The sequence below is a fragment of the Vibrio sp. J383 genome (assembly GCF_023503985.1).
In the GTDB taxonomy this organism is placed as follows: domain Bacteria; phylum Pseudomonadota; class Gammaproteobacteria; order Enterobacterales; family Vibrionaceae; genus Vibrio; species Vibrio splendidus.
This window is the reverse complement of the sequence record NZ_CP097293.1, coordinates 2,589,144-2,602,210: the sequence shown is the minus strand read 5'-3', so window position 1 is coordinate 2,602,210 and position 13,067 is coordinate 2,589,144. Positions and strand designations below refer to the sequence as shown.

The following is a 13,067-nucleotide window of genomic DNA, read 5'->3' as shown; positions in this document are numbered from 1 at the left end:
TAGTTATCGAGAGTAAGCCAGTATCGTGAATGAACAAGTACCGCCATCGTCGGTACTAAAGCTAAAAGAAGAAAGTCACAGATAATCTGTGACTTTTTTGTTTCTGGCGCATTCCTATCTGGTTCAACGCTGGCATAAACTAACCCAACAACGCGCCTCTTAAACGACCTCAATGCCATCTAGGTGACTCTTACTTTGCTGTCTTGCCGTGCTAAAGAAAGCTTGCAGGTAGCGTTTGTCTTTTTCTGAGTTTCTTACCGCTGCGAACAACCTTCTTGAAAGTCCTTTGCCCAATGGTTTACTGGCGATTAACCCTTGTCTTGAAAACTCACTGATTGCCCAATTAGGTAAGGCCGCGACACCTAAGCCAGCTGATACCATTTGTACCAACATTAATGTGTTGTCTGCCTGTTTCCATTTCTTTGGTTCAACGCCTGCGGGTTGCAAAAAGTGTTTTACTACGTCGAGACGCTGCTTTTGAACAGGATAAGAGAGCATCGTAATATCACTAAGATCTTGCGGTTCAATACTCGGCTTTTCGGCTAAAGGAGAGTTGATCGCGGTGATAAGACGCATCTCAAAATCGAAAAGCGGTTCGTAGTGAACTTCAGAACGGGGCTGTATATCCGAGGTGATCACCAAATCGAGTTCTCCAGCCATCAATGCCGGTAGAGGCTCGAATCCAAACCCTGACGAGAAATCTAGCGTCACGCTTGGCCAAGCAACTTGGTATTCTTTCAAAGCGGGCATTAGCCATTGGAAGCATGAGTGACACTCGATCGCCATGTGCAATCGGCCATTCACATCCTCTTTTAGGCTCGCCAACTCATTCTCTGCTTTAGCAATCTTTGGCTGTATCTCATCCGCGAGCTTAAGCAAGATCTCACCCTCAGAGGTGAATTTCACTGGCCTAGTTTTTCGTAGGAAAAGCTGACCGCCAATACGCGCTTCAAGGTCTTTCAATTGATGAGAAAGCGCTGACTGAGTCAGGTGAAGAGAGGTCGCAGTGGCTGTTAACGATCCGCTGTCTCTCAAGGTGGTCAATGTTCGAAGGTGTTTAAGCTCTATCATGAGTATTCCTCATATTCCCTAAGCCAATTCAATATTTCTTAATAATCACCCTACGGTGTTTTTGGTCTTTTGTAAACGTCTAGATGTCCAGATGGATTTAAACTGTTCATCTTTGGATGATTCAAGATGAATATTATTAATAAACAAGATGAATATTTGGACGTTGTCCATAGATCGGATTAAGGCGATAGTTTAGCCATCCAGACGCCTTTGTGGAAAGGTTGAAATCATCAAAGGCAGTCTGACCGGAAATTAAAATTATCGAATAAGGAAAAGACTCATGACGACAACAACGCATATTCTTGGCTACCCACGTATCGGCGAGAAAAGAGAACTCAAATTCACGCTCGAGAAATACTGGCGCGGTGAAATCGATCAATCTGAGCTCAAACAACTCGGCAGCGAATTAAGAAATCGTAACTGGAATGTACAAGCTGACGCGAATCTAAGCTTTGCAACTGCGGGTGACTTCGCATGGTACGATCATGTTCTAACAACGACTCTACTTCTAGGTCATGTGCCAAAACGTCATGCTGGTGGAGCAGAAGATGAAAAAGCCTTCCCAGATCTGGATACCTTGTTCCGTGTAGGTCGCGGTCAGTCTCAAGTTCAGTCTACTTGCTGCGGTGGTACGCATACGTCGAATGATGGCACTAAAGACTGTTCGGCTGCTTCCGACATGACTAAGTGGTTCAACACTAACTACCACTACATTGTTCCTGAGTTCAGTAAAGACGACACCTTTGAAGTGAGCTGGCCGCAGCTGTTTGACGAAGTGAACGAAGCGATAAAAGCCGGATACAAAGTTAAGCCTGTACTTCTTGGCCCACTGTCATATCTGTACTTAGGCAAAGAAGTGGAAGAGGGCTTTGATCGCTTAACTTTATTGCCTCGCCTTCTTACTGCCTATCAAGCGATTTTGGCTAAACTTGCCAAGCTGGGTGTTGAGTGGGTTCAAATCGATGAACCTATCCTTTCTCTGGAACTTGAAAAGCAGTGGGCTGATTCATTCAAACTGGCTTATCAAGTGATTCAATGCGATGTGAAACTATTGCTGACCACTTACTTTGATTCTGTGACTGATACGTTAGGCAAGATCGTGGAGCTTCCCGTCAACGGCTTACACATCGATTTGGCTGCCGCACCGCAGCAACTCGATGAAGTGGTGAATAAGTTACCGGAAGATTGGGTACTTTCTGCGGGTGCAATCAATGGACGCAATGTTTGGCGAGCAGACTTAGCTTCTCAGCTTGAGTTACTGCAACCTGTGAAAGAAAAGCTAGGCGATAAACTATGGGTCGCAAGTTCATGTTCACTGCTGCATAGCCCGGTAGACCTTGAGTTAGAAGAGACGCTTAGCGAAGAAGTGAAGAGTTGGTTTGCCTTTGCAAAACAGAAAGTGACCGAGGTGAGCTTATTGGGTGCGGCGTTAGATGGCGATCAAAATGCCATTTTGGCGTGTGAGACTTACAGCCAACCTATCGTTGCACGTAAGAGCGCGACTCATGTGAACAAGCCTCAGGTACGAGAGCGCCTTAATACCATCACGAAAGCACTAGCAGATCGAAGTGCGCCTTATGCAGAACGTGCGGCACATCAGTCTGAGGTGTTGGGTTTACCGCTATTACCAACCACAACCATTGGTTCGTTCCCACAAACAGGAGAGATCCGAGTTCAGCGCAGTGCTTACCGCACTGGCAAACTGAGTGAAGCGGAATACACAACCGCATTGAAGGGCCATATTGCGGATGCTGTTAAGCGTCAAGAAGCACTGGATCTAGATGTGCTTGTTCATGGCGAAGCCGAGCGCAATGACATGGTGGAGTACTTTGCAGAAAACCTAGCAGGCTTTCAAACAACTAAGTTTGGTTGGGTACAAAGCTATGGCTCACGCTGCGTGAAGCCAGCGATTGTGGTCGCGGATATTGAACGAGAAAAACCAATGACGGTGGAATGGTCGACCTATGCTCAATCTCTGACCTCGAAGCAGATGAAAGGGATGCTGACAGGCCCAGTCACCATCTTATGTTGGACATTCCCACGTGAAGACATCTCACGTAAAGAGATCACTAACCAACTGGCGTTTGCTCTGCGTGATGAGGTGTCTGATTTGCAAGATGCAGGGATCAACATCATTCAAATCGATGAACCTGCTATTCGCGAAGGTTTGCCTTTGAAAAAGCGCGACCATGCAGAATACCTAGAGTGGGCAGTGGATGCCTTTAAGATTTCAGCAGCGAGTGCCAAGCCTGAGACTCAGATCCACACACACATGTGTTACAGCGAGTTCAACGAGATCATTGATTCAGTGGCTGCGCTAGATGCCGATGTGATTACCATTGAGACTTCTCGTTCGAACATGGAACTGCTGAAAGCGTTTGAAGAGTTCAACTACCCGAATGCGATTGGCCCCGGTGTTTACGATATTCACTCGCCAAACATTCCTTCAGAAGAGTGGATTGTGGATTTACTTAAGAAAGCGGCAGAAAAAATCCCAGCAGAACGTTTGTGGGCAAACCCAGATTGTGGATTAAAGACACGTAACTGGGCAGAAACAGAAGCGGCACTGACAAATCTTGTGTCGGCGACTAAGACACTGCGTAAAGAGTGGGAATCGGCTGAGGTATAATTCAGTCTAAGATTTTGATTGATCCGCTAATCCACGATGAACCACAAAAAAGGCCTCGCAAGTGCGAGGCCTTTTGGTTCTGTGCTTGTTCGAATCTCGAGCTAGAAACTAGCTGCTACTTTGACACGTCTCTTTACTGATCAGCTTCTCAACGATCAATTGTCCGCGAGTGTTGCGAATCTTGATGTTGTAAGCCAAGCCCATGTCGAGGTTTGCTCTTACTTCAGAGTTGGTGCAGTAGCTATTCACACTCATGTCTACAACTTGATTTAAAGGCTTAGCACCTTTTGCATCTTGGTTGTAGATCATCATGATTTCGATAACCGTGTTCTTTGCCAGCACGCGCATGACCGACAGCGGGCCATACTCAATCGGAAGGCCTGCGGATAAAACGCCAGCGCGATGCTGCGCCATCATTTCTAGCTGTCTTTGTTTGTCTTGTTCACTTGATGAGCTGCAGCCTGCAAGCAGAACAGCGGCCAGTGAACCGATAATCCATTTTTTCACGTTAAAATACTTTCTTGAATGGTTTAACAATCACATTTTGGTAGACACCTGCAGCAATGTACGGGTCTGCGTCTGCCCATGCCTGTGCATCGTCTAAAGAATTAAACTCAGCAATCACAGTAGAACCTGTGAAGCCCGCTTCACCAGGGTTATCTGAATCAATCGCTGGCATTGGACCTGCTGTCAAAAGGCGGCCTTCATCGTGAAGTGTTTGTAGGCGTTCTAGATGTTGTGGGCGAACACTTAGGCGTTTTTCTAATGAATTTTCGACGTCTTGAGAAAAAATCACGTACCACATATTGAGATATCCTTATTTTACTTCACTAAATTGAGGGCGTTTAAATTCGCTATCTTGCTAATTTACGCGAACTAATGGGTATTGGAAGAGCTAATGATAAGAAATTGTGAAATGGTGCGGGAGAGTGAGAAGGTCTTTAGCATTTTTAATCGAAACGACTAAAGACCTTAAAGTGCGATAGGGCTGTCGAAAGTACTATTTATTAATTGGGCGGGGTTTACCGCTTTCGTCTACAGCAACGTAGTTGAATGTCGCGCCACATACCTTGTAACGATCGCCGATGCCGTGATCAAGTACCGGCTTAACCCATACCTCTAGGTCGATATTCATCGAGCTACGACCAATCTTGGTGCAGTCACCATAAACACATACCACATCACCCACTGAAACTGGTTGTTTGAACTCGATACTCGATACTGAAACCGTGACTATCTTGCCGTTAGAGATCTCTTTCGCCAGTATCCCGCCAGCAAGGTCGAGCTGAGACATTATCCAACCACCGAAAATCTGGCCTGCTGCATTGGTATCAGAAGGCATCGCCAAAGTGCGAAGAAGTAAAGAACCAATCGGGTTCAAAGTTGATTGAATAGTCATTGTTGTACTCTTAATGGTATTGATTGTTTTAAATTTAAATAGATGTGTTTGCGGGGTTCGCGGTGGTCGTATTTTTAACGTATTCACCGAACACAAACAATCAGTGGCCAATGATCACGAGTATCATTGGCCACTGTTAAATAGCATATTGATAATAATTGTATCAAAAAGGGGATGAGGACTCATCCCTTAGGGTTACTTCTCGTCGGTATTTTTATCCGTTAACTCTTTCTGCTGGTCTTTTTGTAGATGCTGTTCTTTCGGCAAATGCTTATAAATATAGACACCCGTTAGCAAGGTAAATGCAAAAGTAGCGATCAGTAAGCCAAATACTTTGAAGTTTACCCAAACATCCAAGGGTAGGCTGAAAGCAACGTAAACGTTGAGAATGGCACATAGAGTAAAGAACAAAGTCCAAGCCCAGTTGATCTTGCTCCATACCGCTTCAGGAAGTGTGATCTCTTTACCCAGCATGCCTTTAATCGCTGACTTGCCCATTAGGTGACTGACGGTCAGGCCGATAGCGAACAATGCATAAACGATGGTTACTTTCCATTTAATGAAGTTGTCATCGTGCAAGAAAATGGTCATGCCACCAAATACGGCAACCATCAGAAAGGTGATGATCTGCATTTTCTCTACTTTCTTGTAGATGACGTATGTCAAAACGATTTGTACTGCGGAAGCAACAATCAATGCACCTGTAGCCGTGTAGATGTCATACATCTTATACAGCGCAAAGAAAATAATGAGAGGAATGAAATCAAGGATTTGCTTCATGTGGCACTGACTGTCCAGTTAGTTGAGTTGCAGACAGTCTAACGAAAACTGTCTCGATGCTAAATAGCCCGAGACAATTGGGTCCTAATTAATTCCATGTAAATGCTTTATCTAGTCGGATCTTTTCATCATCGAGTTGGATAACGTTATCGCATTGATGTGGTTTGGTAGCGAGGTATTAGCTTCTTGATGTCTTCAAGGTAACCTTCGCTCTTTAAGCTGTCTAAGGTGTTTTCGAGCTCTTGCTCACTCATGGCAAAACACGTCGATTTGCCTGTCGTTAGGTCGAGAAACTCGTGATATTCACGCTCTGTGAAGTGGCCAATTCTGTCCATTAATAAGGTTTTAATTCCATGGTGAATCAAGCCGTAATACGTATGTCTTTGTAAGGTCATAGCCTATCCTCCGTGACAAGCTGCAGTGAAACTGTTGCAACCTGCTGTATATTGGTTGGGTTATCTATGACAAAGCAATTCGAATGCCATTTTCTCTAATTGAACGGAACATTTTCCCTACCAAATAGAATTGAATTTCTTTTCAAACAGTTAAAGCAAGGTACGTTCTATTCTCTGACAACCAATACGTAACAGACATAAAATAGTTTCATTTTGAGAACGATGAAATTCTCATTATGACGCTCTACTGCCATTTATGGTGTGCTTCTATCTACGGTGATTGCCGCTAATCGACAAGCCAATCAACCAGCGTAGATAAAGATGTATTTTGTCGATTCTTAGGCTGCAGCAAGAAGTAACCATTTCCAGAAAAGACACTGCCTTCACTCACTTTCACCAACCTGCCCAAATCGATATCTTGCTTGGCCAGCGTGATATCGCCTATGGCAATGCCAAACCCTTGAATGGCTGCGTTCATAGCTTGATCAAGTGTCGCGAATTGTTGGTTGTTCTTACTTGAAAGGTCATGACTTCCTATGTGCTCTAACCAAAGTCGCCAATCACTTTGTTCATTGTTGGCGTGTAACCAAGTGTATTGAGCGAGCTTGTGTGGCTTGATGATAGTAGAAGCGTTACTTACAAGATGGCCCTGAGTAATGCTTTGCGCCTGGCAGACCGGAGCCAGCTGCTCGTTGAACAATAACTGGCTCACAATCGATTGTTGGTTTGGCTTCTTACCATAGGTGATTACGGCGTCAAACGGGTCAAAGCTTGGTTCAAAAACGTGCTTGATGGTCGACGTGAGCTCGACATCAATTTCAGGGTAGGCTTGCTGAAAAGACATCAACTTGGGTAGCAGCCAAGAGGTAATACAGCTGGGGGCGTTGAGCTTGATCTTAGAGGGAGAACTTGCCACTTGATTGAGAGCCGATTGCAGTTGATGAATCGTTCCTTGTATCAGAGGAACCAGTTCTTCTCCTTTCGGCGTTAAAGACAATCCTCGAGCATGTCGATAGAAGAGATCACAGCCAAGGCTTTCTTCAAACGACAATACCTGACGACTTACTGCACCTTGCGTAACATTGAGCTCATGTGCCGCTCGCGTAAAGTTGAGATGCCTTGCCGTCGACAAGAACGCGAGCAAGGTTTTAGTTGAAGGAAGTGTGCGATTCATATCTTTACCTATGATTTTTTATCATGGCTATTATGTGATTATTTCGATTCATTTATCAATAGTGTTCTGTTTGAATGTAAATACTTAATCATCATTTGTGATTCAATATGTGTATAAGTCACATTTTTTGAATATGAAGGCAGTGGTGAAGACATTGTGATTTTGTGAAAGGGATAGCTTCTTGACATCTTTTATCGATAGTTTAGTACCTCAGGCTGTAAAAAAATTAATACCTTACCAATCGGCAAGAAGAATTGGTGGTGATGGACGAGTCTGGCTAAACGCCAATGAATTGGAAAGCTCGCTGTTTCCAGGAGAAGCAAGCCACAATAGATACCCAGATTTTTTACCGCAAGATATTGCTAAGGCTTATCAAGCGTATTGCGGAACTGATGCTGCAACGGTTGCCGTTCGTGGTGCAGATGAAGCGATAGATTTACTGATCAGAACATTCTGTAAGCCAGCGAGTGACAATATACTTATTTGTTCACCAACGTATGCAATGTATGAGTTTTGCGCCGATGCATTGGCGATCGATACCTTGGACTCTCCGTTGCAGGAAGATTTGAGTCTTGATGTCGCTGATATCGTGAACAAAGCGAAGTTGGCTAACATCGTGTTTCTTTGCTCACCAAATAACCCAACGGGCAATGTGATTCCCAAATCGGATTTGATTCAGGTACTGGAAGGTACGATTGGAAAATCTCTAGTGGTAGTCGATGAAGCGTATATCGAGTTTGAACCACAAACGTCAGCGGTGAGCCTTATTGAGCGTTATCCGCATTTGGTAGTGATTCGCACCTTGTCTAAGGCGTTTGGACTGGCTGCGGTTCGATGTGGCTTTATCATAGCGAGTCAAAATGTGATGCAGTATGTCGCTAAATTAATTCCACCGTATCCAATGCCAGATTGCTCATCTCAAATCGTGTTAGACGCATTGTCTGATGAGCGAGTCTCAGTGATGCAAGACGCGACACAAAAGCTGGTCGAACTACGTAACTGGTTTGCTTGTGAGTTAACGCAGTTTGATTTCATCGAGTCTGTTTACCCTTCATCGACGAACTTTATTTTGCTGCGTCAAAAACCTGGGCATCAAGTGTTCAGTGTATTGGCGAAGGATGGCATTGTGACAAGGAATCAAAACCACGAACCTGCTTTGCGTAACTGTGTTCGAATCAGTATTGGTAGCCAAGAGAGCATGCTAGAAGTGATAACGTCACTAACAAGTTACCAAACCGAATTAGAAAAGAATCAACAAGGCAAACAAATTCAACAATCTCAACATAAAGAAACTCAATCTCAACTCGATAAAGATCATATCTAGGATGGCAATGATGAAAAAGATAATACTAGGACTCGCTTGTGCGGCCGCTTTACTTGGTACAACGGTACAGGCGAAAGAAATCCGTTTGGCGTCGGACTTTACGTATCCGCCATTCAACTATAAAAACAGTGACGGTGTGCCTGTCGGATTTGATATTGAGATAGCTGATGCCTTGTGTGAGCAAGCCAAACTCGATTGTACTTGGGTTTCACAAAGTTGGGACTCGCTAATTCCAAGTTTGTTGGCAAGAAAGTCAGATGTGATTATGGCTTCAATGCGTATTACCGAAGAGCGTAAGCGTAAGATCTTGTTTACTGATAAGTACTACCAAACTCCAGCCGTGTTTGTTGCTGCTAAAAGCGCCGAGTTCAGCGTCGATCAGGCAGGCTTAGCAGGTAAAACCATCGGTGTTCAGCAAGGTACGATTCACGATCGCTACGTAACCGACAAGTTTGGCGATGTGGCAAACATTAAGCGTTATACCGGCCAAGATGAAGTTTATCTGGATCTGCAAAACGGTCGTCTAGATCTAACCTTCGGCAACTCAGATCAACTGTCATTAGCTTTCTTGGATAAAAAAGAAGGTGAGGGCTTTGAATTTAAAGGTAAAGCAGTGACCGACAAAGCCTACATTGGCGAAGGTACGGCGTTAGCACTAAGAAAGCAGGATTCAAAACTGGCGAAACAATTCAATGCCGCGATTGAAGAGATCAGAGCGAACGGTACTTACGACAAGATAGCCGCTAAGTACTTCACGTTTGATATTTATGGTGCTGATTTGTAATTCGTCTAACGCCTAAAAACTAGACCACCAAAAAAATCCGAGGGCTTTGAGGCTCTCGGATTTTTGTTACAAACAATTCGTCCTAGTAAGATTCCCACCATTGTCTTGATCCCTGCTTATCCACTCTTGTTCCATACGCTCAGCCTAAAACCTTACCTCGACCACCTCAGAAATCGCCGTTCACGACTCGCTTTTTCAATCGATGAGACCTTCTTTGTCGTGCTCCATAACTGAATTTAATGTCTTAAAATAACATAAATATATCGGTGCTTTTTTGCTAAGAGATTGTTCTTAAAGCAGTTGAAAGTAATCGAAATTCCCAAAAAATCCAAAGTAGGGCTGCTTAATAGTCTAATTAGTCCCAAATATGATTGGTATCACAATCAATTAGGTTCTCAGGCCAATAGATGAACCTTAGCTCACAAAATATACATATAGTATTGTAATACAAAATCCATAGGGTAAGAATATTGTAATGAAACGTTACTGCTATGAGCGATGTGCAATAGAACGTTAGATTTCAAGCTCAGCTAGAACGTGTCATATAAAAACTGTACCTCTTACAAAATGGATTCTGGAGAAGAACATGAAAAAACACCTACTGACGATTGCAGCGGCATCAATTCTGATGGCATTTGGCGCTCAAGCAAAAACTTTGACCTTAGGGCATGCAATGTCATTAGAAAGCGCAGCTCACCAAGGCATGGTGATCATGGCTGATAAAGTGAAAGAAAAATCGAATGGTGACCTTACGATTAAGATCTTTCCAAACGGTCAACTAGGCTCTGAGCGTGACCAAGCAGAGCAAGTTGTTACTGGCGCGATTGATATGGCCAAAATCAATGGTGGGCTAGCCGAATCTTTTGAACCAACGTTTAAGGTTAATGCACTGCCTTTCTTATTCCGTGATGTTCAACACATGAGAACGTTCATGCGAAGTGAGGCTGCACAAGAGATGTTGCTTTCAAGCGAAGGTAAAGGCTTCATTGGTCTTACATTCTATGATTCAGGCACACGCAGCTTCTACGCTAAAAAAGCCATCAACTCACCAGCTGATCTAGCAGGCATGAAAGTTCGAGTCCCTGGTTCTCCAACCATGATGGAAATGGTTAACCTATTAGGTGGTAAAGCAACACCAGTACCTTTCAATGAGGTATACACGGCATTGCAACAAGGTGTCATTGACGGTGCTGAAAATAATATTTCTAGCTTAGTTGAAATGAAACACAGCGAAGTTGCCAAATTTTACTCTATGGACCAGCACATGATGACACCTGACGTGATCATCATTTCAGAATACAAATGGGGTTCATTAACGGCAGAAGAGCAAAAAATCTTAAAAGAAGCTGCTGCTGAGTCTCTTGAAGAGCAGATCAAAATCTGGGACGCAACAGATGACATGAACAAAGAGAAAGGAATGAAAGAAGGCGTAACGTTTGTTGAAGTTGATAAAGCCCCTTTCCGTGCAGCTGTTAAACCTATGATTGATGAGGCGAAAAAAGATCCAAAACTAGCTCCATTCATTGAAAAAATTGAAGCTCTTTAATCAGTCTTAGTGAAAATATAATTTTGCCTTGGCTTTGCTAAGGCAAAATTTTTTGAGGTATCACATCATGTTAGCAACTTTCAGAAACCTACTTGATAGGTTGATTCTTTTTGTCTCTTCTTTTGCATTAATGTTACTTGTCGTTACTGTCACTTGGCAGGTTTTTAGTCGTTATGTTTTGAATGACCCAAGTAACTGGACTGATGAACTTGCTCGTTATGCAATGGTATGGCTTGGCTTATTAGGAGCAAGCTACTTATTCGGTATCAAAGGACACTTAGCTATAACGTTATTGGATGGTTATCTTAAGGGTAAAGCACACATAGCATTACACCTACTTATCAATGTGATTTCTGGCGCATTTGTATTTCTAGCAATGCTTCAAGGTGGCATCGCCTTAATGGGAAGAACCACACAACAACTCTCTCCCGCACTGCAATTACCGATGTCGACGGTGTATTCAATATTGCCGATTTCAGCCGTTATTATCCTCATCTATTTGGTCATGAATACGTTTGATCTTTTTTGTGAACCCAACAAAAAGTAAGTTTTAAAAAGGACTCTATATTATGGATTTGTCCATTGGTGTTTGGCTGCTAGGCCTATTCTTATTCATGATCGCGATTAGCATGCCCATTGCGATTGCAATTGCCATGTCATCTTTAACGATCATGTATTTCATCTTACCTTTTGAAGTCGCAAGTATTACTGCGGGTCAAAAAATCATTACTGGTATTGATAGTTTCAGTTTATTAGCCATCCCTTTCTTTATCCTCGCTGGTAACATAATGAATGTGGGTGGCATCGCGAGTCGACTCATCAACCTTGCAAAACTCTTGGTTGGTTGGATCCCAGGCTCACTTTTTCACGTGAACATCTTCGCCAATATGATGTTTGGCGCCGTTTCAGGATCAGCCGTTGCAGCAGCAGCTGCGGTTGGTAAAACCTTAGGCCCTGAATTAGAAAAAGATGGCTATGATAAAAACTTAGCAACAGCAGTAAACGTTGCATCTTGCCCGGCAGGCTTACTTATACCGCCGAGTAATTCATTGATCGTATTTTCAGTAGTATCGGGCGGAACGTCCGTTGCGGCGCTGTTTATCGCAGGTTATGTCCCAGGTATTTTAATGGGCTTAAGTTGTATGGTCGTCGCCTATTTCATCGCTAAAAAGAAGGGCTACAAAACAAGTGCGAATGACGGCTTCACAGCAAAAGATGTACTGAATATTGTTTGGCAAGCAACGCCAAGCTTAGGGCTTATAGTTGTTGTTATTGGCGGTATTATTGGTGGTATTTTCACTGCAACAGAAGGGGCATGCATAGCGGTTCTATACTCTTTTATACTGTCACTCTGTTACCGAACCCTCAAGTGGGCACACTTCCCGATAATTTGTAGAGAAACGGTTCAGGTCACTGGCATTATGTTGTTCTTGATTGGTGCTTCAACCATCATGTCATGGGCAATGGCGTTTACCGGTCTACCAACCATGATCAGTGATTGGATGCTTTCTATTTCAGATAATCCAATTATCATCTTTATTCTGATGAACCTGATTCTACTGATTGTGGGTATGTTTATGGATCTTACGCCAGCCGTATTGATCTTTACCCCTATCTTTATGCCGATTGCTGAGCATTTAGGCATGCATCCAATTCACTTTGCGATGATGATTATCTTCAACTTATGTATTGGTATTGCAACGCCACCCGTTGGTACGGCGCTATTTGTAGGTTGTAGTGTCAGTGGTTCCAAGATAGAGAATGTTATAAGAAGTATCATGCCGTTTTGTGCCGTATTGATCGTCACATTGTTGGCCATTACTTTTATTCCTGAAATTAGTTTGGCTCTGCCTCGTGCATTCGGATTAATCAATTAGTCTTACAAGAGTAAGATTTACAGAATCAATACCGATCATTACCTAATTAAAAACCGCCTCATGAAGGCGGTTTTTATTTATCAATCAA

At 43.3% G+C, this 13,067-nt stretch carries 13 protein-coding genes; 6 read left to right on the top strand and 7 right to left on the bottom strand.

The window, feature by feature from the left end; translation table 11 throughout:
* Positions 1–159: 159 nt before the first annotated feature.
* Positions 160–1,071 (bottom strand): LysR substrate-binding domain-containing protein, encoded by a 912-nt coding sequence (locus tag M4S28_RS11710; RefSeq protein WP_004736509.1) that lies wholly within the window; start codon positions 1,069–1,071, stop codon positions 160–162.
* 280 nt (positions 1,072–1,351) lie between these two features.
* Here M4S28_RS11710 and metE point away from each other — a divergent pair, with 280 nt between their 5' ends.
* Positions 1,352–3,700: a 5-methyltetrahydropteroyltriglutamate--homocysteine S-methyltransferase gene (metE, locus tag M4S28_RS11705; RefSeq protein WP_249631854.1), complete on the top strand. Its 2,349-nt coding sequence runs from the start codon at positions 1,352–1,354 to the stop codon at positions 3,698–3,700.
* Positions 3,701–3,808: 108 nt separating this feature from the next.
* Here the strand turns inward: metE and M4S28_RS11700 are convergent, their stop codons facing one another.
* The 6 genes from M4S28_RS11700 to M4S28_RS11675 all read right to left on the bottom strand — a co-directional run bounded on the left by M4S28_RS11700 (position 3,809) and on the right by M4S28_RS11675 (position 7,448).
* Positions 3,809–4,207: a GspS/AspS pilotin family protein gene (locus M4S28_RS11700; protein ID WP_029225239.1), complete on the bottom strand. Its 399-nt coding sequence runs from the start codon at positions 4,205–4,207 to the stop codon at positions 3,809–3,811.
* A 1-nt stretch (position 4,208) separates the two neighbouring features.
* Positions 4,209–4,505: a YciI family protein gene (locus M4S28_RS11695; protein ID WP_004736512.1), complete on the bottom strand. Its 297-nt coding sequence runs from the start codon at positions 4,503–4,505 to the stop codon at positions 4,209–4,211.
* 195 nt (positions 4,506–4,700) lie between these two features.
* On the bottom strand, positions 4,701–5,099 hold the full coding sequence (gene yciA, locus M4S28_RS11690) for an acyl-CoA thioester hydrolase YciA (RefSeq protein ID WP_017061510.1): 399 nt from the start codon (positions 5,097–5,099) through the stop codon (positions 4,701–4,703).
* Between the two features lie 195 nt (positions 5,100–5,294).
* The gene (locus M4S28_RS11685; protein WP_249631853.1) at positions 5,295–5,879 is read right to left on the bottom strand and encodes a septation protein A; all 585 of its coding nucleotides are present in this window, start codon (positions 5,877–5,879) and stop codon (positions 5,295–5,297) included.
* Between the two features lie 146 nt (positions 5,880–6,025).
* Positions 6,026–6,274: a hypothetical protein gene (locus M4S28_RS11680; RefSeq protein ID WP_249631852.1), complete on the bottom strand. Its 249-nt coding sequence runs from the start codon at positions 6,272–6,274 to the stop codon at positions 6,026–6,028.
* Between the two features lie 286 nt (positions 6,275–6,560).
* Positions 6,561–7,448 carry a LysR substrate-binding domain-containing protein gene (locus M4S28_RS11675; protein WP_215514789.1) on the bottom strand — a complete coding sequence of 296 codons (888 nt, stop codon included), beginning with the start codon at positions 7,446–7,448 and terminating at the stop codon, positions 6,561–6,563.
* Positions 7,449–7,629: 181 nt separating this feature from the next.
* On the opposite strand from M4S28_RS11675, the gene hisC reads away from it, so the two are divergent.
* From hisC to M4S28_RS11650, 5 genes are all read left to right on the top strand, one after another.
* Complete coding sequence (hisC, locus tag M4S28_RS11670; protein ID WP_249631851.1) at positions 7,630–8,772, top strand: histidinol-phosphate transaminase; 1,143 nt, start codon at positions 7,630–7,632, stop codon at positions 8,770–8,772.
* A gap of 10 nt (positions 8,773–8,782) precedes the next feature.
* The gene (locus M4S28_RS11665; protein WP_020477195.1) at positions 8,783–9,556 is read left to right on the top strand and encodes an ABC transporter substrate-binding protein; all 774 of its coding nucleotides are present in this window, start codon (positions 8,783–8,785) and stop codon (positions 9,554–9,556) included.
* A 586-nt stretch (positions 9,557–10,142) separates the two neighbouring features.
* Positions 10,143–11,102, top strand: coding sequence for a TRAP transporter substrate-binding protein (locus tag M4S28_RS11660; protein WP_146455825.1), 960 nt, complete (start codon positions 10,143–10,145; stop codon positions 11,100–11,102).
* Positions 11,103–11,169: 67 nt separating this feature from the next.
* A complete protein-coding gene (locus tag M4S28_RS11655; protein WP_048613908.1) occupies positions 11,170–11,649 on the top strand; it encodes a TRAP transporter small permease in 480 nt (159 codons plus the stop codon).
* A gap of 22 nt (positions 11,650–11,671) precedes the next feature.
* Positions 11,672–12,979: a TRAP transporter large permease gene (locus M4S28_RS11650; RefSeq protein ID WP_017078210.1), complete on the top strand. Its 1,308-nt coding sequence runs from the start codon at positions 11,672–11,674 to the stop codon at positions 12,977–12,979.
* The last annotated feature ends 88 nt before the right edge of the window (positions 12,980–13,067 follow it).

Coding starts and splice junctions, on each gene's coding strand:
- M4S28_RS11710 (WP_004736509.1), bottom strand. CDS start 1,071: ATGATAGAGCTTAAACACCTTCGAACATTGACCACCTTGAGAGACAGC.
- metE (WP_249631854.1), top strand. CDS start 1,352: ATGACGACAACAACGCATATTCTTGGCTACCCACGTATCGGCGAGAAA.
- M4S28_RS11695 (WP_004736512.1), bottom strand. CDS start 4,505: ATGTGGTACGTGATTTTTTCTCAAGACGTCGAAAATTCATTAGAAAAA.
- yciA (WP_017061510.1), bottom strand. CDS start 5,099: ATGACTATTCAATCAACTTTGAACCCGATTGGTTCTTTACTTCTTCGC.
- M4S28_RS11685 (WP_249631853.1), bottom strand. CDS start 5,879: ATGAAGCAAATCCTTGATTTCATTCCTCTCATTATTTTCTTTGCGCTG.
- M4S28_RS11680 (WP_249631852.1), bottom strand. CDS start 6,274: ATGACCTTACAAAGACATACGTATTACGGCTTGATTCACCATGGAATT.
- M4S28_RS11675 (WP_215514789.1), bottom strand. CDS start 7,448: ATGAATCGCACACTTCCTTCAACTAAAACCTTGCTCGCGTTCTTGTCG.
- M4S28_RS11665 (WP_020477195.1), top strand. CDS start 8,783: ATGAAAAAGATAATACTAGGACTCGCTTGTGCGGCCGCTTTACTTGGT.
- M4S28_RS11660 (WP_146455825.1), top strand. CDS start 10,143: ATGAAAAAACACCTACTGACGATTGCAGCGGCATCAATTCTGATGGCA.
- M4S28_RS11655 (WP_048613908.1), top strand. CDS start 11,170: ATGTTAGCAACTTTCAGAAACCTACTTGATAGGTTGATTCTTTTTGTC.
- M4S28_RS11650 (WP_017078210.1), top strand. CDS start 11,672: ATGGATTTGTCCATTGGTGTTTGGCTGCTAGGCCTATTCTTATTCATG.